Annotated in this window: 23 protein-coding genes; 16 read left to right on the top strand and 7 right to left on the bottom strand. The window is 69.5% G+C overall.

Features of this window, described 5'->3' with window-relative positions:
- Positions 1-20: 20 nt before the first annotated feature.
- The 4 genes from ASG30_RS18590 to ASG30_RS18575 all read left to right on the top strand — a co-directional run bounded on the left by ASG30_RS18590 (position 21) and on the right by ASG30_RS18575 (position 1,506).
- Positions 21-209 carry a hypothetical protein gene (locus ASG30_RS18590; protein WP_055900304.1) on the top strand — a complete coding sequence of 63 codons (189 nt, stop codon included), beginning with the start codon at positions 21-23 and terminating at the stop codon, positions 207-209.
- 18 nt (positions 210-227) lie between these two features.
- Entirely contained in the window at positions 228-728 is a 501-nt protein-coding gene (locus tag ASG30_RS18585; protein ID WP_055900301.1) for a hemerythrin domain-containing protein, read from the top strand.
- A gap of 154 nt (positions 729-882) precedes the next feature.
- Entirely contained in the window at positions 883-1,218 is a 336-nt protein-coding gene (locus ASG30_RS22695) for a hypothetical protein (RefSeq protein ID WP_156385618.1), read from the top strand.
- Positions 1,219-1,506, top strand: coding sequence for a hypothetical protein (locus ASG30_RS18575; protein WP_055900295.1), 288 nt, complete (start codon positions 1,219-1,221; stop codon positions 1,504-1,506). It abuts the gene before it with no gap.
- 51 nt (positions 1,507-1,557) lie between these two features.
- Here ASG30_RS18575 and ASG30_RS18570 read toward each other — a convergent pair whose 3' ends face one another.
- The 3 genes from ASG30_RS18570 to ASG30_RS18560 form a co-directional block, all read right to left on the bottom strand.
- Positions 1,558-2,445: a sulfurtransferase gene (locus ASG30_RS18570; RefSeq protein WP_055900292.1), complete on the bottom strand. Its 888-nt coding sequence runs from the start codon at positions 2,443-2,445 to the stop codon at positions 1,558-1,560.
- A 2-nt stretch (positions 2,446-2,447) separates the two neighbouring features.
- Complete coding sequence (locus ASG30_RS18565; protein ID WP_082522197.1) at positions 2,448-3,338, bottom strand: DMT family transporter; 891 nt, start codon at positions 3,336-3,338, stop codon at positions 2,448-2,450.
- A 145-nt stretch (positions 3,339-3,483) separates the two neighbouring features.
- Positions 3,484-4,626: an aromatic ring-hydroxylating oxygenase subunit alpha gene (locus ASG30_RS18560; RefSeq protein ID WP_055900289.1), complete on the bottom strand. Its 1,143-nt coding sequence runs from the start codon at positions 4,624-4,626 to the stop codon at positions 3,484-3,486.
- Positions 4,627-4,773: 147 nt separating this feature from the next.
- Here ASG30_RS18560 and ASG30_RS18555 point away from each other — a divergent pair, with 147 nt between their 5' ends.
- From ASG30_RS18555 to ybaL, 7 genes are all read left to right on the top strand, one after another.
- Positions 4,774-5,001, top strand: coding sequence for an exodeoxyribonuclease VII small subunit (locus ASG30_RS18555; RefSeq protein ID WP_055900286.1), 228 nt, complete (start codon positions 4,774-4,776; stop codon positions 4,999-5,001).
- On the top strand, positions 4,986-5,894 hold the full coding sequence (locus tag ASG30_RS18550; protein ID WP_055900282.1) for a polyprenyl synthetase family protein: 909 nt from the start codon (positions 4,986-4,988) through the stop codon (positions 5,892-5,894). Before ASG30_RS18555 ends, ASG30_RS18550 begins: the two co-directional genes overlap by 16 nt.
- 5 nt (positions 5,895-5,899) lie before the next feature.
- Positions 5,900-7,798 carry a 1-deoxy-D-xylulose-5-phosphate synthase gene (gene dxs / locus ASG30_RS18545; protein ID WP_055900279.1) on the top strand — a complete coding sequence of 633 codons (1,899 nt, stop codon included), beginning with the start codon at positions 5,900-5,902 and terminating at the stop codon, positions 7,796-7,798.
- Between the two features lie 187 nt (positions 7,799-7,985).
- The gene (locus ASG30_RS18540; RefSeq protein ID WP_055900276.1) at positions 7,986-9,065 is read left to right on the top strand and encodes a TRAP transporter substrate-binding protein; all 1,080 of its coding nucleotides are present in this window, start codon (positions 7,986-7,988) and stop codon (positions 9,063-9,065) included.
- A 187-nt stretch (positions 9,066-9,252) separates the two neighbouring features.
- Positions 9,253-10,332 (top strand): TRAP transporter substrate-binding protein, encoded by a 1,080-nt coding sequence (locus tag ASG30_RS18535; RefSeq protein WP_055900273.1) that lies wholly within the window; start codon positions 9,253-9,255, stop codon positions 10,330-10,332.
- Between the two features lie 204 nt (positions 10,333-10,536).
- Complete coding sequence (locus ASG30_RS18530) at positions 10,537-11,619, top strand: TRAP transporter substrate-binding protein (RefSeq protein ID WP_055900270.1); 1,083 nt, start codon at positions 10,537-10,539, stop codon at positions 11,617-11,619.
- Positions 11,620-11,775: 156 nt separating this feature from the next.
- Positions 11,776-13,464, top strand: a complete 1,689-nt coding sequence (ybaL, locus tag ASG30_RS18525) for a YbaL family putative K(+) efflux transporter (protein WP_055900267.1) — start codon at positions 11,776-11,778, stop codon at positions 13,462-13,464.
- Positions 13,465-13,488: 24 nt separating this feature from the next.
- On the opposite strand, the gene ASG30_RS18520 is transcribed toward ybaL, so the two are convergent.
- Genes ASG30_RS18520 through ASG30_RS18510 form a run of 3 tightly spaced genes read right to left on the bottom strand, consistent with a single transcriptional unit; the run spans position 13,489 to position 16,142 of the window.
- Positions 13,489-13,986: a hypothetical protein gene (locus ASG30_RS18520; protein WP_055900264.1), complete on the bottom strand. Its 498-nt coding sequence runs from the start codon at positions 13,984-13,986 to the stop codon at positions 13,489-13,491.
- Complete coding sequence (locus ASG30_RS18515) at positions 13,987-15,561, bottom strand: TRAP transporter large permease (protein WP_055900261.1); 1,575 nt, start codon at positions 15,559-15,561, stop codon at positions 13,987-13,989. It lies immediately after the preceding gene.
- A 41-nt stretch (positions 15,562-15,602) separates the two neighbouring features.
- The gene (locus ASG30_RS18510) at positions 15,603-16,142 is read right to left on the bottom strand and encodes a TRAP transporter small permease subunit (RefSeq protein ID WP_156385616.1); all 540 of its coding nucleotides are present in this window, start codon (positions 16,140-16,142) and stop codon (positions 15,603-15,605) included.
- 149 nt (positions 16,143-16,291) lie between these two features.
- On the opposite strand from ASG30_RS18510, the gene ASG30_RS18505 reads away from it, so the two are divergent.
- Positions 16,292-17,548, top strand: a complete 1,257-nt coding sequence (locus ASG30_RS18505) for an SUMF1/EgtB/PvdO family nonheme iron enzyme (RefSeq protein ID WP_055900258.1) — start codon at positions 16,292-16,294, stop codon at positions 17,546-17,548.
- A gap of 129 nt (positions 17,549-17,677) precedes the next feature.
- Complete coding sequence (ku, locus tag ASG30_RS18500) at positions 17,678-18,646, top strand: non-homologous end joining protein Ku (RefSeq protein WP_055900255.1); 969 nt, start codon at positions 17,678-17,680, stop codon at positions 18,644-18,646.
- Positions 18,647-18,770: 124 nt separating this feature from the next.
- Here ku and ASG30_RS18495 read toward each other — a convergent pair whose 3' ends face one another.
- On the bottom strand, positions 18,771-19,895 hold the full coding sequence (locus ASG30_RS18495) for a substrate-binding domain-containing protein (RefSeq protein WP_055900253.1): 1,125 nt from the start codon (positions 19,893-19,895) through the stop codon (positions 18,771-18,773).
- Positions 19,896-19,982: 87 nt separating this feature from the next.
- Here ASG30_RS18495 and ASG30_RS18490 point away from each other — a divergent pair, with 87 nt between their 5' ends.
- The 3 genes from ASG30_RS18490 to ASG30_RS18480 all read left to right on the top strand — a co-directional run bounded on the left by ASG30_RS18490 (position 19,983) and on the right by ASG30_RS18480 (position 22,343).
- A complete protein-coding gene (locus tag ASG30_RS18490; RefSeq protein ID WP_055900250.1) occupies positions 19,983-20,717 on the top strand; it encodes an ABC transporter permease in 735 nt (244 codons plus the stop codon).
- A 67-nt stretch (positions 20,718-20,784) separates the two neighbouring features.
- Positions 20,785-21,537, top strand: a complete 753-nt coding sequence (locus tag ASG30_RS18485; RefSeq protein ID WP_055900247.1) for an ABC transporter ATP-binding protein — start codon at positions 20,785-20,787, stop codon at positions 21,535-21,537.
- A complete protein-coding gene (locus tag ASG30_RS18480) occupies positions 21,534-22,343 on the top strand; it encodes a substrate-binding domain-containing protein (protein WP_055900244.1) in 810 nt (269 codons plus the stop codon). Before ASG30_RS18485 ends, ASG30_RS18480 begins: the two co-directional genes overlap by 4 nt.
- Positions 22,344-22,573: the final 230 nt, after the last annotated feature.

Here is a 22,573-nt window from a genome sequence, read left to right as displayed (position 1 = left end):
CATCACGAGCAGGAGTTTCCATGGACCCGGAGCAGAAACCGGCCGCCGGCGGCGAGCCGCAGCCGCGGCGCATCCCCAACACCGACATGCAGCCCGAGGACGCGGGCACCGCCGAGAGCGGCAACGAGGACGAAGGCCGCGCCAACGCGGCCGAAACCGACCGCCAGCAGGGCGGCAAGACCGAGCAGGAGAGCGGCGACCGCCGCTGAGCACAGGGGAGCGCCATCATGAGCGACAGGAAGCAGGACGCGCTGGAGCTGCTGGATGCCGACCACCGCGCGGTGCGCCAGCTGTTCCAGGACTACCGCGAGCTGGCGGCCAATGACGCGCCGGAAGCGCGTCGCAAGGCGCTGGCCGAGCAGATCTGCATGGAACTGACCATCCACGCCAAGCTCGAGGAAGAACTCTTCTATCCGCCGGTGCGCGAAGCCATCCGCGACGACGACCTGATGGACGAGGCCGAGGTCGAGCACGCCAGCGCCAAGGACCTGATCGTGCAGATCCTGTCGATGGACCCGCACGAGGAGCTGTACGACGCCAAGGTCACCGTGCTGGGCGAGTACATCGAGCACCACGTGCGCGAGGAGCGCGAGGAGATGTTCCCCAAGGCGCGCCGCAGCGGTGTCGACCTGCAGCGGCTGGGCGAACTGCTGCGCGAGCGCAAGCACGAGCTGCAGGCCGTGCCCGAGGCGCTGCGCGAGGAACTGCTGGCTTCGATGATGGCCTGAGCCTCTGCCTTGGGCGCGGGCCAGCCCGAGCCTGTCCTACAGGGTTCAACAGTCGGGGACGACAGCTACGTGGCTGGGCAGACCTAGAGTGGTTGGCAGGCAGCACGGGGCTGCCATTTCTTCGTCCCCCCTGACACCAACCAAGGAGTACCAGATGAACGCTTCCCAACTCTCCCGCGGCACGGCCCTTGCCCTCATCGCCGCCGCGACGTTGTCGCTGGCGGCCTGCGGCAAGGAAGGCGGCAGCACGGCCGGTGGCGGCGCGCAGCCGGGGTCCGGCAGCGCGGCCGGCTCCGGCAGCTCCAGCACCTCGCCGAGCACCGCGGGAAGCTCCGGTTCGTCCGGTGGCTCCACCACGATGGGCGGCTCGGCTTCCAGCTCGCCGAGCTCCTCGGGCGGCAGCAGCGGCGGCTCGGGCAGCAGCTCCGGCAGCAGCGGTTCGATGGGCTCGTCCAGCTCGTCGGGCTCGACCGGCACGGCCACCCGCTAAATGGCTCTCAGCGTCATCGCACTCGCGGTCGTCGCGGCCGCGGCCTTGTCGGCCTGCGATCGCGGTGCCGGCACCGGGCCTTCGGGCAGCGAGGGCGTGAGCGGCGCGACCGGGCGCGGCACCGGCGAGGCCGGCAGCCGCAGCCAGTCGACGGCGCCGGGGACCGGCCTCCATGGCGGTCTGGGGGCGAGCCAGGGGCAGACCGCGATGGGCGCGGGTCCCGCGGCGAGCGCCGCCACGCAGGGCAGCCGCAACACCACGTCGGACTCGTCGGTCGGGCGGCGCTGAAAGCCGCAGACGTCGAAACGAAAAGGGCCCCTTCGGGGCCCTTTCCTCATTTCATCCCTTGGCCACGGGCCGGCGCGGGTCGCCGCACCACTCGCTCCAGCTGCCGGCGAAGAGGCCGGAAGGTGCGAAGCCGGCCAGTTCCATCGCGATCAGGTTGGGCACGGCGCTCACGCCGCTGCCGCAGTGGTGCACGACCGTCGCCGGATCGCGGCCCTGCAGCAGTTCGTCGAATTCAGCCCGCAGTTGCTGCGGCGGCTTGAAGCGGCCCTGCTCGTCCACGCTGTCGACGGCGGGCCGGTTCAGCGCGCCGGGGATGTGGCCGGCCACCGGATCCAGCGGCTCGACTTCGCCGCGGTACCGCGCCGCGGCCCGGGCGTCGACCAGCGTGTGCCGCCCGGCGGTCAATCCCTCTGCGACCTCCTGGACGCTCACCAGCCGGCGCAGCGGCCGGCCCAGCTGGAAGTTGGACTGGAAGTGACCCGGCTCCGTGCGGTCCGTGACCTCGCCGCCGGCCGCCTGCCAGGCCTGCAGGCCGCCGTCGAGCACCGCCACCGCGTCGTGGCCGGCCCACTTGAGCATCCACCAGAGGCGGCCGCTGTAGTTGGACTTCTGCCGGTCGTAGACGACCGCCTGCATGTCGTTGGCGAAGCCCACGCTGCTCAGCCACATGCCGAACTTCTCGCGGCTGGGCAGCGGATGGCGGCCGCCGGAAGCGGCGTCGGCGTGCGGATGGTGCGTGCCGTCGGGGTTGACCACGCCCTCGTCGGACAGCGCGGTGTCCAGGTGCGCATACACCGCACCGGGGATGTGGGCCTGCCGGTACTGCTCCTCGCCGGCGGCCGGGTTCTTCAGTTCGAAGCTGCAGTCGAACACCATCAGCCGCGCGCCCGAGGCGCGCAGCTCGAGCAGCTGCTCGGCGGAAATCAGGGGGGTGTACATGCTCAGTGCTCCTCCGCGGGCGAATTGGGCGCGGCGCGCTCGCGCAGCACGGTGGCGGCGACGCCGCTGGCGACGATCAGGCCCATGCCCAGCCAGCCGGTCGGCGTGATCGCCTCATCGAACAGCAGCAGGCCGTATGCGGCGCCGAACACCAGTCCCGAGTATTGCAAATTGGCCACCACCAGCGTGGCGCCGTGGCTGTAAGCGCGTGTCATGCACCACTGGCCGAGCGAGGCGAGCAGGCCCACCGGCAACAGCCAGAGTGCATGGGCCCAGTCCCAGTCGGACACACCGGTCAGGGCCATGCCCGCGCCGCCGGCCAGCGCCGAGCCGACCGCGAAATAGAAGACCGTGCGCGACTCGGGCTCGCCCAGCCGGCCCAGCGCCATCACCTGCAGGTACGCGAAGGCGGCCGTGATGCCCGAGAGCAGGCCCACCACGCCGGCCAGCGCCTGGTCCTGCGCGATGGTGGGGCGCAGCATCAGCACCACGCCGGCGAAGCCGGCGAGCACCGCCAGCGCCAGCGGGCCCTGGCGCGGCGCGCCGCCCCTCGGGTTCCACGCCAGCAGGGCGCCGCCGACCAGGAACGCGGCGATCCACACGCTGCTCAGGTAGTTGAGCGTCATCGCGGTGGCCAGCGGCAGGCCGGCGATCGCGTAGAACCAGGCGCCCAGCGACAGCACGCCGATCATGCTGCGCCAGGCGTGCATGCCGGGGTAGGCGGTGCGCAGCGACACGCGCTGCTGCCGCGCGACCAGCCACATGAACAGCATGCCCAGCAGCCCGCGGTAGAACACCAGCTCGGCGGCGCTGAACCAGGCGCCCGCCACCTTCACGCACACCGCCATGGTGGCGAAGAACAGCGACGCCAGGACCATCCACAGCGCCTGCATCAGCGCGCCATGGTCGGGTGAAATGCGAAGAAACAGAACACAGAGGCACAGAGGCACGGAGGAAGAAAAGTTTCCTTGAAGGATTTCCTCATCTTCCCTCTGTGCCTCCGTGCCTCTGTGTTCTGTTCCCCCGGCAGGACAACGATCACACCTGCCGCGGCCCGCTCATGCTGCGGCGGTACCACTCGTGGAAGTGCTGCATGCCGTCTTCCATCGGGCTCTGGTAGGGGCCGACCTGGTTCTCGCCGCGCTGCATCAGCGCGCGGCGGCCGGCGTCCATGCGCAGCGCGATCTCGTCGTCCTCGTGGCAGGTCTCCATGTAGGCGGCCTGCTGCGCCTCGACGAATTCGCGCTCGAAGGCGGCGATCTCCTCGGGGTAGAAGAACGACACCATGTTGAGCGTCTTCTGCGGCGAGACCGGATGCAGCGTGGACACGGTGAGCACGTGCGGGTACCACTCGACCATGATGTGCGGGTAGTAGGTCAGCCAGATCGCGCCGTACTTGGGCGGCTCGCCCTGGCGCCAGGCCAGCAGCTCCTTGTGCCAGCGCTCGTAGACCGGGCTGCCGGCCTTGCCCAGTCGGTTGGCCACGCCCACGGTCTGCACCGAGTAGTGGTCGCGGAACTCCCAGCGCAGGTCCTCGCAGGTCACGAAGTTGCCCAGCCCCGGGTGGAACGGGCCGACGTGGTAGTCCTCCAGGTAGACCTCGATGAAGGTCTTCCAGTTGTAGTTGCACTCGTGCAGCTCGACGCGGTCCAGGACCATGCCGGAGAAATCGAGGTCGGGCGCCACGCGCATGTGGGCCAGGTCGCTGACGATGTCGCGGCCCGTGTCCTCGAACAGCAGGCCGTTCCACTCGCGCAGCTTCCAGCGGTCCAGGTCCAGGCAGGGGTCCTGCGCGAAATGCGGCGCGCCCAGCAGCGTGCCGGCGGCCTGCCCGTGGCCGCCGCTGTAGGTCCAGCGGTGCAAGGGGCACACGATGTTGCCTCCCGAGCCCGCGCCGCCCGCGAGCGAGCCGCGCCCGCGCAGGATCACCGCCTGCCGGTGGCGGCAGACGTTGGAGACCAGCTCGACGCCCGAGGGCGTGCGCAGCAGCGCGCGGCCTTCGCCCTCGTGGGGGAGGGCGTGGTAATCACCGACCTGTGGGACCGAGAGCGCATGCCCCACGTAGCGGGGGCCGCGCCGGAACAGGGTTTCGGTTTCGCGTGTGAACAGCGCCTCGTCGAAGTAACTGGATACGGGTAACTGGCTTGTGGCCTGCTGGAGCTGAAGACTTAAATCAGACATTTCACCTGACCTAGAGACTCCCCCTATGAAGGGGCAGGTAAGCGCTTGATCTTGGGGACGTGGGCGCGAAGGGGACGGGGATTGTACCCCTGGGGTTTACATGGAGCCCCCGCGCCTAGAATCCAGCCTTTTCCCCCGAGAAAAGCAATGTCCAAGGACCCCTTCAAGCCGCCGGCGAGCTACGAGGCCGCCCTGGAAGAGCTGGAGCAGCTGGTCCAGGTGATCGAGTCCGGACAGCTGCCGCTGGAGCAGCTGCTCGCCGGCTACCAGCGCGGCGCCGAGCTGCTGAACTTCTGCCGCGGCAAGCTCGAGGCGGTGGAGCACCAGATCAAGGTGCTGGACGAAGGCGCGCTCAAGCCGTGGACGCCGCAGTGACCGCAGCGACCTTCGATCTTCCGCGCTGGAGCGGCGAGCGCCTGGCCCGCGTCGAACAGGCGCTGTCCGACTGGGTCGCGGCCGATGCGCCCGCCGGCCTGGGCGAAGCCATGCGCTACGCCGTGCTCGATGGCGGCAAGCGGCTGCGGCCGCTCCTGGTGCTGGCGGCGGCCGAGTCCGTGCAAGGCAACGCGCAGGCCGCGTTGCGCGCCGCATGCGCGGTCGAACTGATCCACGCCTACTCGCTGGTCCACGACGACATGCCCTGCATGGACAACGACGTGCTGCGCCGGGGCAAGCCCACCGTGCACGTGCAGTTCGGGCAGGCGCGCGCGCTCCTGGCCGGCGACGCGCTGCAGGCGCTGGCCTTCGAGTTGCTCGCGCCGGCGGACGAGGGCATCCCCGCCACCGTGCAGGCCACGCTGTGCCGGCTGCTCGCGCAGTCGGCCGGCTGCCAGGGCATGGCGGGCGGGCAGGCGATCGACCTGGCCAGCGTCGCCCGTTCGCTGACCGAGGACGAACTGCGCCGGATGCACCGGCTCAAGACCGGCGCGCTGCTGCAGGCCAGCGTGATGATGGGCGCGGCCTGCGGCGCGCCCGACGACCGCGCGCGGCGTGCGCTGTCCGCCTACGGCGCCGCGCTCGGCCTGGCCTTCCAGGTGGTCGACGACATCCTGGACGTCACCGCCGATTCGCAGACGCTGGGCAAGACCGCGGGCAAGGACGCCCAGCAGGACAAACCCACCTACGTGTCCCTGCTCGGGCTGGAGCGCTCGCGCGAACACGCGCGCGAGCTGCTGGCCCAGGCCCTCGAGGCGCTGGACGACAGCGGCCTGGCGGACGTGCGCGCGCTGCGCGCGCTGGCCCGCATGGTCGTGGAACGCGAGAACTGAACTTCATGGCATTGCTGGAAACCATCCATTCCCCCGCCGACCTGCGCCGGCTGCCGCGCCAGCAGCTGCCGCAGCTGGCCGACGAACTGCGCGCCTTCGTGCTCGAGAGCGTCTCCAGGACCGGCGGGCACCTCAGCTCCAACCTGGGCACGGTCGAACTGACCATCGCGCTGCACTACGTCTTCAACACGCCGCACGACCGGCTGGTGTGGGACGTGGGGCACCAGACCTATCCGCACAAGATCCTCACCGGCCGGCGCGATCGCATGTCCACGCTGCGCCAGCTGGGCGGCCTCTCGGGCTTCCCGCAGCGCGCGGAGAGCGAGTACGACACCTTCGGCACCGCGCATTCGTCCACCAGCATCTCCGCCGCGCTCGGCATGGCGCTGGGCGCCAAACGCAAGGGCGAGGACCGCAAGTCGGTGGCCATCATCGGCGACGGCGCCATGAGCGCGGGCATGGCCTTCGAGGCCCTGAACAACGCCGGCGTGTGCGACTGCGACCTGCTGGTGATCCTGAACGACAACGACATGTCGATCAGCCCGCCGGTGGGCGCGCTCAACCGCTACCTGGCGCAGCTCATGAGCGGCCAGTTCTACGCCGCGGCCAAGAACGTGGGCAAGAACGTGCTCAAGGTGGCGCCGCCGCTGTTCGAGCTGGCCAAGCGCCTGGAGGAGCAGGCCAAGGGCATGGTGGTGCCGGCCACGCTGTTCGAGAAGTTCGGCTTCAACTACATCGGCCCGATCGACGGCCACGACCTGGCCTCGCTGGTGCCCACGCTGGAGAACATCCGCCACCTGCGCGGCCCGCAGTTCCTGCACGTGGTCACCAAGAAGGGCCAGGGCTACAAGCTCGCGGAGGCCGACCCGGTGGCCTACCACGGGCCCGGCAAGTTCGATCCCAAGGTGGGCATCACCGCGCCGGCCACGCCGCCCAAGCAGACCTTCACCCAGGTGTTCGGCCAGTGGCTGTGCGACATGGCGGCGCAGGACACGCGGCTGATGGGCATCACGCCGGCGATGCGCGAGGGCTCGGGCCTGGTGGAATTCGAGAAGCGCTTCCCCGACCGCTACTTCGACGTGGGCATCGCCGAACAGCACGCGGTCACCTTCGCCGCCGGCCTGGCCTGCGAAGGGCTCAAGCCGGTGGTGGCGATCTACTCCACCTTCCTGCAGCGCGGCTACGACCAGTTGATCCACGACGTGGCGCTGCAGAACCTGCCGGTGGTGTTCGCGCTCGATCGCGCGGGCCTGGTGGGCGCCGATGGCGCCACCCATGCCGGCGCGTATGACATCGCCTACCTGCGCTGCATCCCGAACATGGGCGTGGCCTGCCCGGCCGACGAGAACGAGTGCCGCCAGCTGCTGACGACCGCGTTCGGCCAGGACCATCCGGTGGCGGTGCGCTATCCGCGCGGCGCCGGCGCCGGCGTGGCCGTGCAACCGGGGCTGGAGCCGCTGCCCTTCGGCAAGGGCGAGGTGCGGCGCGAGCGCGCCGACGCCTCGCGCCGGGGCGTGGCCATCCTGGCCTTCGGCACGCTGCTGCATCCGGCGCTGCAGGCGGCCGAGCGGCTCGATGCCACCGTGGTCAACATGCGCTGGGCCAAGCCGCTGGACACCGAGCTGCTGCTGCGCATCGCGCAGGAGCACGACGGGCTGGTGACGCTGGAGGAGGGCTGCATCGCCGGCGGCGCCGGCAGCGCGGTGGCCGAGGCCCTGCATGCGGCCGACATCCGCACGCCGCTGCTGCAACTGGGCCTGCCCGACGTCTTCATCGAGCATGGCGACCCGGCCAAGCTGCTGGCGCTGCAAGGGCTGGATGCGAGCGGCATCGAGGCTTCGGTGCGCGATCGCTTCGACGACCTGGTGGCGCGCGCGTCGCCCTCGCTGAAGGTGGTGGGCTGAGCGTGCAGAGCGGCTTCGACGCGGGCCGTTTTCCCTCGAGGCTGAAGCTTTCCTGACGCTTCGTGTTCGCACGAAAGTGTTCGTGGTTCTTCTCAAGGGAAAACCCCTGAGTACCTAAGTGTGGTCCTTCCTAGAATGGCGGCGACATTCGTTGTTCATCCGTTATTCGTATAGAGGAGACCACCCCATGGATCGTCGTTCAATCATCAAGAGCGCAGGCATCGCCGGCGTCCTGGCCGCGGGCGTGGCCCCGGCCGTGCATGCGCAGGCGGCGATCCGCTGGCGCCTGGCCTCGAGCTTCCCCAAGTCGCTCGACACCATCTTCGGCGCGGCCGAAGTCTTCTCCAACAAGATCAAGGCCATGTCCGGCGGCAAGTTCGAGGTCTCGGTCCACGCGGCTGGCGAACTGATGCCCGCCTTCGGCGTGGTCGACGGCGTGCAGCAGGGCACGGTGGAGTGCGCGCACACGGCGCCGTACTACTTCTTCGGCAAGGACGAGACCTTCGCCCTGGGCTGCGCCATCCCCTTCGGCCTCAACAGCCGCCAGATGACGGCCTGGATGTACGAGGGCAACGGCCTGAAGCTGATGCGCGAGTTCTACGCCAAGTTCAGCATGATCAACTTCCCCGGCGGCAACACCGGCGCCCAGATGGGCGGCTGGTACCGCAAGGAGATCAAGAGCCTGGCCGACGTGAAGGGTCTGAAGATCCGCATCGGCGGCTTCGGCGGCAAGGTGCTCGAGCGCATCGGCGGCGTGCCGCAGAACATCCCCGGCGGCGAGATCTACCAGGCGCTGGAGAAGGGCACCATCGACGCGGCCGAGTGGGTGGGCCCGTACGACGACCAGAAGCTGGGCTTCAACAAGGTCGCGCCGTTCTACTACTACCCCGGCTGGTGGGAAGGCGGTCCGCAGCTGGACTTCTTCATCAACCAGAAGGCCTTCGACGCCCTGAGTCCCGAGAACAAGGCCATCGTCGAAGCCGCCGCCGCCGAAGCGCACGTGACCATGCAGGCCCGCTACGACGGCCGCAACCCGGCGGCGCTCAAGCAGCTGGTGGGCGCCGGCACCAAGCTGCGCCCCTTCCCCAACGACGTGATGAACGCCGCGTTCAAGGCCGCCAACGACCTGTACGAGGAACTCAACACCAAGAACGAGAGCTGGAAGAAGATCTACGCCGACTACAACAAGTTCCGCGCCGACCAGAACCTCTGGTTCCGCTTCACCGAGATGGGCTTCGACCGCTTCATGCAGTCGCAAAAGCTCTGATCGAGGCGATCTCCAGGAAAGCCGGGCACCGCCCGGCTTTTTTCATTGCGCTGACGGCTTTCTGACGCCGCCGCGTCGCACGTCAGTGCCTTGCAAGCCTCACGGCGAGGCCGCTCGGATGATCGCCGCGCGCCCGGGACGCGACCCGTCCGGCGCCCTACATCCGACACAAGCAAGGAGATTGACCATGGACCGCCGTTCCCTCATCAAGCACGCCGGCATCGCCGGGGTGCTCGCCGCCGGTGCCGCCCCCGCGGTGCACGCACAGGCCGCGCTGCGCTGGCGCCTCGCCTCGAGCTTCCCCAAGTCGCTCGACACCATCTACGGCGCCGCCGAAGTGTTCGCGAGCAAGGTCAAGGCCCTGTCCGGCGGCAAGTTCGACATCTCCGTGCATGCGGCCGGCGAGCTGATGCCGGCCTTCGGCGTGGTCGACGGCGTGCAGAACGCCACCGTCGAAGCGGCACACACCGCCCCGTACTACTTCTTCGGCAAGGACGAGACCTTCGCCATCGGCGGCGCCATCCCCTTCGGCCTGAACAGCCGCCAGATGTCGGCCTGGACCTTCGAGGGCAACGGCCTGAAGCTGATGCGCGAGTTCTATGCCAGGTTCAACATGATCAGCTTTCCCTGCGGCAACACCGGCGCGCAGATGGGCGGCTGGATGCGCAAGGAGATCAAGAGCGTCGCCGACCTGAAGGGCCTGAAGTTCCGCATCGGCGGCTTCGCCGGCAAGGTGCTCGAGCGCATGGGCGGCGTGCCGCAGAACATCCCCGGCGGCGAGATCTACCAGGCGCTGGAGAAGGGCACCATCGACGCGGCCGAGTGGATCGGCCCCTACGACGACCAGAAGCTAGGCTTCAACAAGGTCGCGCCGTTCTACTACTACCCCGGCTGGTGGGAAGGCGGCCTGCAGCTGGACCTGTACATCAACCAGAAGGCCTACGACGCGCTGAACGCGGAGCAGAAGGCCATCGTCGAATGCGCCGCCGCCTTCGCGCACGTGGAGACGCAGGCCAAGTACGACGTGAAGAACCCGCAGGCGCTCAAGCAGCTGGTGGGCTCGGGCGCCAAGCTGCGTCCCTTCCCGGCCGACGTGATGGCGCAGGCCTTCAAGGAGTCGATGGCCCTGTACGACGAGCTGAGCGCCAAGAACGAGAACTGGAAGAAGGTGTACGGCGACTACACCAAGTTCCGCGCCGACCAGAACCTGTGGTTCCGCTTCACCGAGGCCACGTTCGACCGCTTCATGCAGAGCCAGAAGCTGTAAAGGCAGAGCCAGCAGACATGAAGCTGTAGCCCGAAGGGCCGCAACCTCATGCGCAAGCCGCACGGAAGTGCGGCTTTTTTCATGTCCTCGCAGGGCAGCATGAATACGCGGGTTGCAACCGCTGACAGCCTACTGAAAGGGTTCGGGCAGCGCCCAGCCCATCATCGCGCGCGCTTCCCACCCAACAACAGGAGTACCCATCCAATGGATCGTCGTTCCATCCTCAAGCACGGCGGCGTCGCGGCCGTGCTGGCCGCCGGCGCCGCGCCCGCGGTCCATGCCCAGGCGGCAGTGCGCTGGCGCCTGGCCTCCAGCTTCCCGAAGTCGCTCGACACGATCTTCGGCAGCGCCGCCACCTTCGCCAACACGGTCAAGGCCCTGTCGGGCGGCAAGTTCGAGATCTCGATCCACGCCGCCGGCGAGCTGATGCCCGCCTTCGGCAACGTGGACGCGCTGCAGCAGGGCAACCTGGAGATGGCGCAGACCGCGCCGTACTACTTCACCGGCAAGGACCCGATCTTCGCCTTCGGCTGCGCCGTGCCCTTCGGGCTGACCGCGCGCCAGATGGACGCCTGGATGGAACACGGCAACGGCCGCAAGCTGCTGGACGAGTTCTACGCCAAGTACAACATGAAGAGCTTCAGCGCGGGCAACACCGGCACCCAGATGGGCGGCTGGTACCGCAAGGAGATCAAAACCGTCGCCGACCTCAAGGGCCTGAAGATGCGCCTGGGTGGCGGCCTGTTCGGCGAGACCATGGCCAAGCTGGGCGTGGTGGCGCAGAACATGCCGGCCGGCGAGGTCTACCAGGCGCTGGAGCGCGGCACGCTGGACGCCACCGAGTTCGTCGGCCCGTACGACGACGAGAAGCTGGGCTTCAACAAGGTGGCCCCGTTCTACTACTACCCCGGCTGGTGGGAAGGCGGCGCCGAGCTGGAGTTCTTCGTCAACACCAAGGCCTTCGAGGGCCTGTCGGCCGAGAACAAGGCGATCGTGGATGCGGCCACCAAGGTCGCGGCCCGCGACATGACGGCCAAGTACGACGCGCTGAACCCGACCGCGCTCAAGCGCCTGGTCGCGGCCAAGACGCAGCTCAAGCCGTTCTCCAAGGAGATCATGGACGCCGGCTTCAAGGCCGCCATGGAAGTCTTCGCCGAGCACGAAGGCAAGTCGGCCGACTTCAAGAAGATCCACCAGGACATGCGCGCCTTCCAGCGCGACCAGCTCCTGTGGACCCGCTTCTCCGAGTACCGCTACGACAACTACATGACGGGGGTCAAACTCTGAAATCGCTGCGCGATTTCAGAGTTGCTTCCTAGTCAGTTGAACGAGGACCGGCGAAGCCGGATCCTCGCTCAAAGGGCGTCCGCGCTGCATGCTATTCCGCGCGGACCCGAATCAAAGAGGCCCCTCGCGGGGCCTCTTTGCATTTAGATTCGGCGCATGGACCACCATGTGCCACTGATTGCGACCATTGCCGCCGCGCTAGGTCTGGCCTTGCTGCTCGGCTTCGTCGCCGCGCGCGCCAAGCTTCCGGCGCTGGTCGGCTACCTCGTGGCGGGCGTGCTGATCGGTCCGTACACGCCCGGCTTCGTGGCCGACACCGCGCTGGCCTCGCAGCTGGCCGAGATCGGGGTGATGCTGCTGATGTTCGGCGTCGGCCTGCACTTCTCGCTGGGCGACCTGATGGCGGTGCGCAAGGTCGCGGTGCCGGGCGCCGTCGTGCAGATGGCGGCGGCCACCGCCATGGGCGGCGGCATGGCGCTGTGGTGGGGCTGGAGCCCGGCGGCGGCCCTGGTGTTCGGCATCTCGCTGTCGGTGGCCAGCACCGTCGTGCTGCTGCGGGCCCTGGAGAACCTGGGCATCCTGGAGACCTTCAACGGCCGCATCGCGGTCGGCTGGCTGGTGGTGGAAGACCTCGCCATGGTGCTCGTGCTGGTGCTGCTGCCGCCGGTGGCCGAGGCGCTCGGCGGCACCGCTGGCACCAGCGCGCAGGACCTCTGGCGCAGCATCGGCAAGACGCTGGTGCAGGTGAGCCTGTTCGTCGCGCTGATGCTGATCGTGGGCCGCCGGCTGTTCCCCTGGCTTCTCTGGCAGGTGCAGAAGGTGGGCTCGCGCGAGCTGTTCACGCTGTGCGTGGTGGCGGCCGCGGTCAGCATCGCCTGGGGCGCCACCAAGATCTTCGGCGTCTCCTTCGCGCTGGGCGCCTTCTTCGCCGGCATGGTGCTGCGCGAGTCGCAGTTCAGCCACCGCGCGGCCGAGGAGACCCTGCCGCTGCGCGACGCCTTCGCGGTGCTGTTCTTCGTCTCGGTGGGCATGCTGTTCAACCCGGTGGTGCTGGTGGAGCAGCCGCTGCGGGTGATGGCGGTGGTGGCCATCATCGTGCTGGGCAAGTCGGTCGCGGCGGCGCTGCTGGTGCTGCTGCTGCGCTATCCGCTGAACACGGCGCTGGCCGTCTCGGCCAGCCTGGCGCAGATCGGCGAGTTCTCCTTCATCCTGGTCGGCCTGGGCGCCGCCCTGAAGGTGATGCCGCCCGAGGCGCAGAGCCTGGTGGTGGCCGGCGCGCTGATCTCCATCGCGGTCAATCCCTTCGTCTTCAAGGCGATCGGCCCGCTGCAGCGCTGGCTGCTGGAGCGCTCGCAGCTGGCGCGCGACCTGAACGCGCGCGACGACCCGCTGGCCGAGCTGCCGATGACCACCGAGGAGAAGTACCTGGCGCGCCAGGTGGTGCTGGTGGGCTACGGCCGCGTCGGCCGCCACGTGGCGATGGCGCTGCGCGACGCCGGCGTGCCCTTCGTCGTCGCCGATCAGAACCGCGAGGTGGTCGAACGCCTGCGGGCCGAAGGCGTGCCGGCCGTGGTGGGGGATGCGGCCCAGCCCGAGGTACTGGTGCAGGCCCACGTGGCCCGGGCGGCGATGCTGGTGGTCGCCACCCCCGACACCCTGGGCGTGCGCCAGATGGCGCGCAATGCGCGCCTGCTCAACGCGAACATCGAGATCGTGGTGCGCAGCCACAACGAGGCCGAGGCCGCGCTGCTGGAGAAAGAGGTGGCGGGCAAGGTGTTCATCGGCGAGCGGGAACTGGCCCGCGCGATGACCGACCATGTGATGGCGCGCTGCACCCAGGTCTGAGGAAGCCGGGGCGCCCGGCAGCGCTCAGCCGAAGTTGCGGAAGGCCCGCAGTTCCGCCACCAGCCGTTCGCTCTCGGCGAGCAGCTGGCGGTCGGCCACGTAGAAGACGGCGAACTTGCCGCCCAGCGTGCGCACGTACAGGCGCGGGGCGACCAGCCATTCCAGCCCGCGCACCCGGATGAGCTTGCCGAAGGCCAGTTCACGCAGTTCCATGCGCTTGGTCCACACCCAGGTCTGGCGCAGTTCGTCCGCGCCGATGCGGGTGACGCTGCGAACCACCGCCCACCAGGTCCAGGCCATCATGACCAGGGCCGCGGCGAACCACGCGTGGTTGACGCTGAACTGCGCCCCCAGCCGGCCTTGCAGCCACAGGCGCGCGGCCCAGCCGATGCAGCCGGCCACCAGCACGGTGGCCAGCAGCTTGAACGGCAGCGAGAACGCGGTGCCCTCGACGGCGGGCTCGCGCGAGGGCACGAAGCGGAAGGGCGGCGGGCCGAGCGGCCCGGCCAGCGGCGTGTTCACTTATTTCTTGTTGAACAGCTCGTCGAGCTTCTTCTGCTCGTCGGCGGCGTCATTGGCCGGCGGCTGCAGCGGATCGGCGGCCGGCGCGTTGGGGTCGCCCGCCGGCTGCTCGACCGGCATCTCGATCTTGACCTTGTCCAGGTCGACCTTCTCCTCGCGGTCGAGGAACACGGTGACCGACTGCGGCACGAAGATCACGAAGGCCACCAGCGCCATCTGCATGAGCACCCAGGGGATCGCACCCAGGTAGATGTCGCGCGACAGCACGGGCTTGATGATCCGCTTTTCCTTGTAGAGCGTGTCGGCGATGCCGCGCAGGTAGAACAGCGCGAAGCCGAAAGGTGGATGCATGAACGATGTCTGCATGTTCACGCACAGCATCACCCCGAACCAGATGAGCGCCACGTTGGCGGCGGCCTGCGCGTCGCCGTTGGCGAAGTCCATGAACAGCGGTGCCAGCACCTTGGCGGCCACCGGCGCCAGCATCGGCAGGATGATGAACGCGATCTCGAAGAAGTCGAGGAAGAACGCCAGGAAGAAGACGAACAGGTTCACCACGATGAGGAAGCCCACCGCGCCGCCCGGCAGGTCGGACAGCAGGTGCTCGACCCACTTGGCCCCGTCGACGCCCTGGAACACCATGGAGAACACGCGCGAGCCGATCAGGATGAACACCACCATGGCCGTCAGGCGCATGGTGCCCATCATGGCTTCCCACAGCAGCGCCCAGGACAGGCGGCGGTGGATGGCGGCCAGCACCAGCGCGCCGACCACGCCCATGGCGCCCGCTTCGGTGGGCGTGGCGATGGCCGTGCTCATGAACGGCAGGCCGCCCATCGAACCCAGCACCGCGAAGATCAGCACGGCCGAGGGGATGATGCCGCGCAGGCACTTGAGCCACAGCTGCGCGCCCGACATCGTGCGCGCTTCCTTGGGGATGCCCGGCACGTGCTGCGGCTTGAACAGGCCCAGCGCGAACGTGTAGACCGCGAAGATCAGCACCTGCAGGATCGAAGGACCCCAGGCGCCCTTGTACATGTCGCCCACCGAGCGGCCCAGCTGGTCGGCCATCACCACCAGCACCAGCGAAGGCGGCACCAGCTGCGTGATGGTGCCCGAGGCGGCCAGCACGCCGGTGGCGTAGCGCATGTTGTAGCCGTAGCGGATCATCACCGGCAGCGAGATCAGCGCCATGGCGATCACCTGGCCGGCCACGGTGCCCGTGATGGCGCCCAGGATGAAGCCGACGATGATGACCGAGTAACCCAGGCCGCCGCGCACGGTGCCGAACAGCTGGCCCATCGAGTCGAGCATGTCCTCGGCCAGCCCGCACTTCTCCAGGATGGCGCCCATGAAGGTGAAGAACGGGATCGCCAGCAGCAGGTCGTTGGACAGGATGCCGAACACGTTGAGCGGCAGGTTGCCCATGAAGCTGGCGGGGAACCAGCCCATCTCGATGGCGAAGAAGCCGCACGCCAGGCCGAGGGCGCCCAGCGAGAACGCCACCGGGAAGCCGATCAGCATCACGAGCACCAGACCGGCGAACATGATCGGCGCGAAGTTTTCCATCTGCATGGTGAGTCCCGTCGTTGTCGTTGTGGAGGCCAGCGCGGTGCTTACTGCACCGGCGCCTCGTAGTGCGTGTCCATCTCGTACTGGCCCCTGAGGTAGTACACGCGCTTGACGATCTCGGCCAGGCCCTGCAACACCATCAGCGCGAAGCCGACGGGCAGCATCAGCATGGCCGGCCAGCGGATCAGGCCGCCCGCGTTGCTGGACATCTCGCCGGTGAGGTACATCTTCACCAGCAGCGGCCACGACAGCCACGCCAGCAGCGCCATCACCGGCAGCAGGAAGAAGACGAGGCCGAACAGGTCGATGTAGACCGGCCCGCGGCCCTTCAGGCGCCCGTAGACCAGGTCCACGCGCACGTGCTCGTTGACCTTGAGCACCATCGGCGCGCCGAGCATCACGATGCCGGCGAACAGGTACCACTGGATCTCGAGCCAGGCGTTGGAGCTGATGGAGAGGCCGTAGCGGATGAAGGCGTTGCCGGCGGAGATCAATGCGGTGAGCAGCACCGCCACCGCGGCGATGCGGCCGATGCGCACGCTGATCCAGTCCATGGCCAGGGCGAGTTTCAGCAGGACAGGCACGGCTTGTCTCCGTTTAAGGGAAAGGGATTCGCCCCGGTCGGGCAGAGAAAACCTAAATGCTAAATCGTGAGCACTGAGAGAACCCTGACGCCGCGGCGCGGGTTTACCCGACTCATCCATCCAGGTCGCAAGGGCGCGAATAATAAGCGATGGTCTCCGGCCCCACCGCCGCCGATGCACCGCACGATGCCCGGCTCGTGCGGACGGGTTCGGCCGACCTCCTGTCGCTCGCGCTGATGGACGCACGCAACCAGACGCTGCAGCTGCTGGCGCGCTACGAGGATGCGATGGCGCGCGGACTGCGCGTGCCGATGGAGCCGCAGCTCGAACTTCCCCACTGGATCGCGGGCCACCTGGCCTGGTTCGCCGAGTACTGGATCGGCCGCAACCCGCGCCGCGGGCTGGGCCCGCGCTGCCCGGCCGACGCGCCGCGGCTGGGCTCGATCGAGCCCATGGCCGACCGCTGGTACCACCCGGTGCTGTCGCCGCACGACACGCGCTGGGACATGCCGCTGCCCGCGCTCGGCGAGGTCCGCGCCTACCTGATGGAGACGCTGGAGCGCACGCTCGAGCAGATGGAGCATGCGATCGACGACGACGGACTGTTCTTCTTCCGGGTCGCGCTGCTGCACGAGGACCTGCGTGGCGAGCAGCTGGTGCGCCAGGCGCAGGCCATCGGGCTGGCGATGCCGTTCGCGGCCCCGCCGGCGATGGTGCGGCGCGAGGCCATCGGGCTGCCGGCCTGCCGCTGGCCGCTGGGTTCGGAGCGCGGCGGCTTCGTGTTCGACGTGGAGCAGTGGGCGCACGAGGTCGACGTGCCCGAGTTCGAGATCGACGCGCAGCCGGTCGACTGGGGCCAGTTCGTGGAGTTCGTCGACGACGGCGGCTACGACCGCGAGGAGCTGTGGCATCCGCAGGGCTGGCAGTGGCTCGAACAGCTCGCGCAGGAGGAGGGGCGGCGCGGACCGCGCTACGTCGACCAGATCGGCGTGGCCAGCGGCGCGGTGATGCAGACGCTGTTCGGCCGCGCGACGCGCATGGCTTCGCAGCAGCCGGTGATGCACGTGAGCTGGTGGGAGGCCGACGCCTGGGCGCGCTGGAGCGGCCGGCGGCTGCCCACCGAGGTCGAATGGGAGGTGGCGGCGCACCGGGCTGCGGGGCGCGGCTTCCGCTGGGGCGACGTGCAGGAATGGACCGCGGGCACGCTGCGGCCGTGGCCGGGCTTCGAGCCGCACGCGTGGACGCGGCACACGGAGTTCGAGGCCGAGCCGCTGTTCGGCCACGCCCGCGTGCTGCGCGGCGCCAGCTTCGCCACCCGTGCGCGGCTGAAGTCGCCCAAGGCGAGGAGCTTCGCGCTGCCCGAGCGCGACGATGGCTTCACCGGCTTTCGCACCTGCGCGATCTGACCCTCCCGTCATTCCCGCGGAGGCGGGAATCCAGAGCTTGCGATTCCTTGCGGCGCTGCGCACCGTCCGACAGTGCGGGGGCGGGGCGGCCTACAGCCGCTGGGCTTGCCGCCGCCTAAGGTTGCCGCCATGTCCGCTCCCGCCAGCACCCGCGCCGTCTGGAAAGGCGCCATCAGCTTCGGGCTGGTGCACATTCCGGTCGTGCTCTACGGCGCGACGGCCGAGACCCGGCCCAAGTTCAACCTGATCGATCCCACCAGCATGAGCCCGGTGGGCAACAAGCAGGTGAGCAAGACCACCGGCGAGGCCGTGCAGCGCGAGGAGCTGGTCAAGGGCATCCAGGTCGAGGAAGGCCAGTACGTGGTGCTCAGCAAGGAAGAGATCCGCAACGCCCTGCCGCGGACCACCCAGACCATCGAGATCGAGGCCTTCGTCGACGTGTCGGAGATCCCCGCCACCTTCTTCAGCAAGCCCTACTACGTGGCGCCCGGCGCGCGCGGGCTCAAGCCCTATGCACTGCTGCGCGACGTGCTGCGCAAGAGCGGAAAGGTCGGCGTGGCCAAGGTCGTGATCTCGACCAAGCAGCACCTGGCCGCGCTGATGCCTTCCGGCGACGGCCTGGTGCTGGACCTGCTGCGCTGGGCCGACGAAGTGCGCGAGGCCCCCACCTCGGTGCTCGGCGACGCGACGTCGATCAAGGTGAGCGAGCGCGAGCTCAAGATGGCCGAGCAGCTGGTGGAGGACATGGCCGCGGCCTGGAGCCCCGACCTGTTCCACGACGAGTTCAAGGAAAAGCTGCAGCAGCTGGTGCAGGCCAAGGCCGCCGCCGGCGATGTGGCCACGCTGCAGCCCTTGCCGGGCGAGGAAGCGCCTTCGCAGAGCGCCGAGGTGATCGACCTCACCGACCTGCTGCGGCGCAGCCTGCAGGGCAAGGCCTCGGCGCCCGCGCCAGCCGCGGCGCCCTCGCGTCGCGCGGCGGCGGTGGCCGCGGCGAACGACGAGGAAGAGGTGGCCCCGCGCAAGCGCGCCGCCGCCACCAAGAGCCCCCCGAAGGCCCGCGCCACGGCCGCGGTCAAGCCCGCGACGCGCAAGCGCTGAACTTCGCGAGGGACCGGGAGCACTGGATTCCCGCCTTCGCGGGAATGACGGGCATCGAGTCGTCCCCGCACGCGGAATCCGTCGTCCCCGCACGCGAAATCCGGTCGTCCCGCTCTTTTCTCCGTCATCCCCGCGAAGGCGGGGATCCAGTGCTTTCCTTCGCCTTCCGGAACTTCCACCAGGGCAGCTGCCGGCTGAGGCTCAGCACCTCTCCGCTGCGCAGCGCCTCGTAGCCGGGCAGGGTCCCCAGCCGCTGCTGCCACTCGCGGCTGGCCAGCACCTCGCGCAGCACCCGCGCCGCCGGCTGCTCCAGCACCGACCGCAGGCAGACCAGGTAGTAGTCCTCCTCCATCAGCGGCACGAAGTCCAGTCCGCGGCCCCGCGCCGCTGCCTCGATGACGATGCCCGCGTCCGCACTGCCCGAAGCCACCGCCTCCGCCACCGCGCCGTGCGAGGGCTCGATGCGGTCCCAGCCCTGGATCTGCCCGCCTTCGATGCCGGCACCGGCCAGCAGGTCCTCGGTGAGCACCCGCGTGCCGGTGCCCAGCGCGCGGTTCACGAAGCGCGCGCGCCGCGCCACCAGGTCCTGCAGCCCGGCGATGCCCAGCGGATTGCCCCGCGCCACCACCAGCCCCTGCAGGCGCCGCGCGAAGCCGATGATCTTGTGCTCCCCCGGCCGCAGCAGCGGCTGGTAGGTGCGCTGCGCCCGCGAGCCGGGTGCCGGCTGCGGCGGCGTGTGGAAGCCGGCGAGGGTGCAGCGCCCTTCATTGAGCGCGGCGATCGCATCCACGCTGCCCATGAAGCGGATGTCCAGGTGCAGCCGCGCGGTGGCCGCGGCGTGGTCGCGCAGCAGCACCAGCGCGTCGTCGTGGCTGGCGTGCAGCGTGAGCACGTGGGTGGCGTCGTCGAAGGCGACCGCGAAGGCCCGCTCCAGGTCGGCATGCAGCGAATCGATCTGCGGCGCCAGCCGGGCCTGGGCCTGGCGCTCGGCCCACAGCAGCTTGTCGCCGAACTCGGTCAGCCGCGCCGGCTGGCCCTTGTCCCAGACGATCAGGCCGCGGCCCAGCTCGGTCTCCCAGCGTTTGAGCTCGCCCCACACGTGGCGGTACGACTGTCCCAGCGACTTGGCGGCGCCGGAGATGGAGCCCTGCTCGCGCACCGCCTGGAGCAGCTCGATCAGCGGGTTGCGGATGGCGGCGCCGGCCGGGCGGCGGCCGGTGAGCGAGTACGAGAGTTCGACCTTGTGCATGCGCGCGGCGAGTATGCGCTATGCATATCGCTTCATAAGTGAAGAACTGATGGCCGGGGACGGTGCGTGCGCCTAGCATGCGCGCCGATGCACAGCTTTTCCGACAGCCTGCTCCTGGCCCTGGGCCTGGTGCTCACGCCCGATCCCACCCTGGCCTCCATCGTGATGCGGTCGCTGGCGGTGAGCGCCACCGCCTGCGCGCTGGCCTGCGGCTTCGGCATCGCGCTGGGCGCCTGGCTGGGCGTGGCGCGCTTTGGCGGCCGCGCGGCGCTGATGGCGGTGCTCAACACCTCGCTGGCCGTGCCCTCGGTGGTGGTCGGCCTGGTGGTCTACCTGCTGCTCTCGCGGTCGGGGCCGCTGGGGTTCCTGGGCTGGCTGTTCTCCTTCCCGGCCATGGTGCTGGCGCAGGCGATCCTGGTGCTGCCCGTGGCCGCGGCGCTCACGCGCCAGGTGGTCGAGGACGCCGACGTGCAGCACGGCGAGCAGCTCGCCTCGATGGGCGCGCGGCCGCTGCTGCGCAGCCTGCTGCTGGCCTGGGACGAGCGCTACGCGCTGCTCACCGTGCTGATCGCCTGCTTCGGCCGCGCGATCTCCGAAGTGGGCGCGGTGATGATCGTCGGCGGCAACATCGACGGCTTCACCCGCGTGATGACGACCGCCATCGCGCTGGAGACCAGCAAGGGCGACCTGCCGCTGGCCCTGGGGCTGGGCATCGTGCTGCTGGCCGTGGTGCTGGGCCTGAACGCGGTGGTGGTGGGGCTGCGGCGCTGGCGGCTGGCGCGCGGCGATGCGCCCTTGCCGGCCGCCGGGGTGGCGGCATGAGCCCCGCCCGGCCGCCCGAAGGGGCTCGCACCGCAATGCGCAGCACGGAGGTTTCCCGATGACGCGAATGGTCGCTCTCGACGCGGGGACCGCGCTCCGCGTGGCGGAATCGCCCGAAACGACCGCCGTGGTGCGCCTGAAGGGCGTTGACGTGGCGTTCGGCCGCCTGGCGGCGCTGCAGGGCGTGGACCTGCGCATCGGCGCCGGCGAGCGCGTCGCCCTGATCGGCGCCAACGGCAGCGGCAAGAGCACGCTCCTGCGCGTGCTGCACGGCCTGGTCGCGCCCAAGCGGGGCACCGTGCTGCGCGACGGCGGCGCGCGCCAGGCCATGGTCTTCCAGCGGCCCTTCATGCTGCGCACCAGCGCGATGAACAACGTGGCGCTCGCGCTCTGGCTGCGCGGCGTGCGGTGGCGCGAGGCGCGCGAGCGGGCCCTGCTGGCGCTCGGCCGCGTGGGCCTGGGCGAAGCGGCGCTGCGCAATGCGCGCGTGCTGTCCGGCGGGCAGCAGCAGCGGCTGGCGCTCGCGCGGGCCTGGGCGCTGCAGCCCAAGGTGCTGCTGCTGGACGAGCCCACCGCCAGCCTGGACCCGCACGCCAAGCGCGAGGTCGAGATGCTGATGGCGGAATTCGCCGAGGCCGGCATGACGCTGGTCTTCGCGAGCCACAACCTCGGCCAGGTCAAGCGCCTGGCCACCCGGGTGGTCTACCTGGAGCACGGCCGGGTGCTGGTCGATGCGCCGGTGGAAGTGTTCTTCGACCGCACGCGCCTGCCTGACCTGTCGCGCGAGGCGGACCTGTTCGTCAAGGGAGAAACCGCATGATCCGATCCGCCCGACGCGCGCTCGCCACTGCCCTGTTGGCGTGCGCCGCCGGCGCCGTCTCCGCCCAGTCCATCACGATGGCCTCGACCACCTCCACCGAGCAGTCGGGCCTGTTCGGCCACCTGCTGCCGGCGTTCAAGCAGGCCAGTGGCCTGGACGTGAAGGTGGTTGCCGTCGGCACCGGCCAGGCGATCGACATGGCCCGCCGCGGCGATGCCGACGTGCTGTTCGTCCACGACCAGGCGGCCGAGGAGAAGTTCGTCGCCGAGGGCTTCGCTCCGCGCCGCTACCCGGTCATGTACAACGACTTCGTGCTGGTCGGCCCCAAGGGCGATCCGGCCGGCACCAGGGGCAAGGACATCGTCGAAGGCCTGAAGAAGGTGGCGGCGGCCAACGCGCCGTTCATCTCGCGCGGCGACAAGAGCGGCACGCATGCGGCGGAGCTGCGCTACTGGAACCAGGCCGGGGCCGCCAACGCCAAGGGAGCGGGCTTCAAGGAGTGTGGCTGCGGCATGGGGCCGGCGCTGAACATCGCCTCTTCGTCCAGCGGCTACGCGCTGACCGACCGGGGCACCTGGCTGTCGTTCAGGAACCGCGGCGACCTGGCGGTGCTGGTCGAGGGCGACCGGCGCCTCTTCAACCAGTACGGCGTGATGGCCGTGAGCGCCCGGAAGCACCCCCACTTGAAGCAGGCCGAGGCGCAGAAGTTCGTCGACTGGGTCGTGTCGCCCGAGGGGCAGCGGGCGATCGCGTCGTACAGGGTGGGCGGGGAGCAGTTGTTCTTTCCGAATGCGGCGGCTCAGTAGCCGGTGGCACGCCTTTTTAGGCACCGCCTGCCGCGTGAGGGCAGGGTGCGGGTGCCAGCGGGTTCAACACGTCATCCCCGCGCAGGCGGGGATCCAGGGCTTCCGGCAGTCCGCTGAAGGCGGACGCACTTGTATCTTTCGGGTCCGGCTTCCTTTTTTTGGCAAGGCTCGTGCAGCCTGATACGCACTAGGGTCCCGAACCCGTAATCCAGCAGATTGCGCACGAGCCA

This window comes from Ramlibacter sp. Leaf400, assembly GCF_001424545.1.
Classification (GTDB): Bacteria; Pseudomonadota; Gammaproteobacteria; order Burkholderiales; family Burkholderiaceae_C; genus Ramlibacter.
The sequence above is the reverse complement of the archived record's forward strand: the minus strand, read 5'-3'. Positions and strand labels throughout refer to the sequence as shown.

Coding starts and splice junctions, on each gene's coding strand:
- ASG30_RS18515 (WP_055900261.1), bottom strand. CDS start 15,561: ATGCAGATGGAAAACTTCGCGCCGATCATGTTCGCCGGTCTGGTGCTC.
- ASG30_RS18485 (WP_055900247.1), top strand. CDS start 20,785: ATGGTCGCTCTCGACGCGGGGACCGCGCTCCGCGTGGCGGAATCGCCC.
- ASG30_RS18555 (WP_055900286.1), top strand. CDS start 4,774: ATGTCCAAGGACCCCTTCAAGCCGCCGGCGAGCTACGAGGCCGCCCTG.
- ASG30_RS18560 (WP_055900289.1), bottom strand. CDS start 4,626: ATGTCTGATTTAAGTCTTCAGCTCCAGCAGGCCACAAGCCAGTTACCC.
- ASG30_RS18505 (WP_055900258.1), top strand. CDS start 16,292: ATGGTCTCCGGCCCCACCGCCGCCGATGCACCGCACGATGCCCGGCTC.
- ASG30_RS18490 (WP_055900250.1), top strand. CDS start 19,983: ATGCACAGCTTTTCCGACAGCCTGCTCCTGGCCCTGGGCCTGGTGCTC.
- ASG30_RS18535 (WP_055900273.1), top strand. CDS start 9,253: ATGGACCGCCGTTCCCTCATCAAGCACGCCGGCATCGCCGGGGTGCTC.
- ASG30_RS18530 (WP_055900270.1), top strand. CDS start 10,537: ATGGATCGTCGTTCCATCCTCAAGCACGGCGGCGTCGCGGCCGTGCTG.
- ASG30_RS22695 (WP_156385618.1), top strand. CDS start 883: ATGAACGCTTCCCAACTCTCCCGCGGCACGGCCCTTGCCCTCATCGCC.
- ybaL (WP_055900267.1), top strand. CDS start 11,776: ATGGACCACCATGTGCCACTGATTGCGACCATTGCCGCCGCGCTAGGT.
- dxs (WP_055900279.1), top strand. CDS start 5,900: ATGGCATTGCTGGAAACCATCCATTCCCCCGCCGACCTGCGCCGGCTG.
- ASG30_RS18480 (WP_055900244.1), top strand. CDS start 21,534: ATGATCCGATCCGCCCGACGCGCGCTCGCCACTGCCCTGTTGGCGTGC.
- ASG30_RS18495 (WP_055900253.1), bottom strand. CDS start 19,895: ATGCACAAGGTCGAACTCTCGTACTCGCTCACCGGCCGCCGCCCGGCC.
- ASG30_RS18565 (WP_082522197.1), bottom strand. CDS start 3,338: ATGCAGGCGCTGTGGATGGTCCTGGCGTCGCTGTTCTTCGCCACCATG.
- ASG30_RS18575 (WP_055900295.1), top strand. CDS start 1,219: ATGGCTCTCAGCGTCATCGCACTCGCGGTCGTCGCGGCCGCGGCCTTG.
- ku (WP_055900255.1), top strand. CDS start 17,678: ATGTCCGCTCCCGCCAGCACCCGCGCCGTCTGGAAAGGCGCCATCAGC.
- ASG30_RS18585 (WP_055900301.1), top strand. CDS start 228: ATGAGCGACAGGAAGCAGGACGCGCTGGAGCTGCTGGATGCCGACCAC.
- ASG30_RS18590 (WP_055900304.1), top strand. CDS start 21: ATGGACCCGGAGCAGAAACCGGCCGCCGGCGGCGAGCCGCAGCCGCGG.
- ASG30_RS18540 (WP_055900276.1), top strand. CDS start 7,986: ATGGATCGTCGTTCAATCATCAAGAGCGCAGGCATCGCCGGCGTCCTG.
- ASG30_RS18570 (WP_055900292.1), bottom strand. CDS start 2,445: ATGTACACCCCCCTGATTTCCGCCGAGCAGCTGCTCGAGCTGCGCGCC.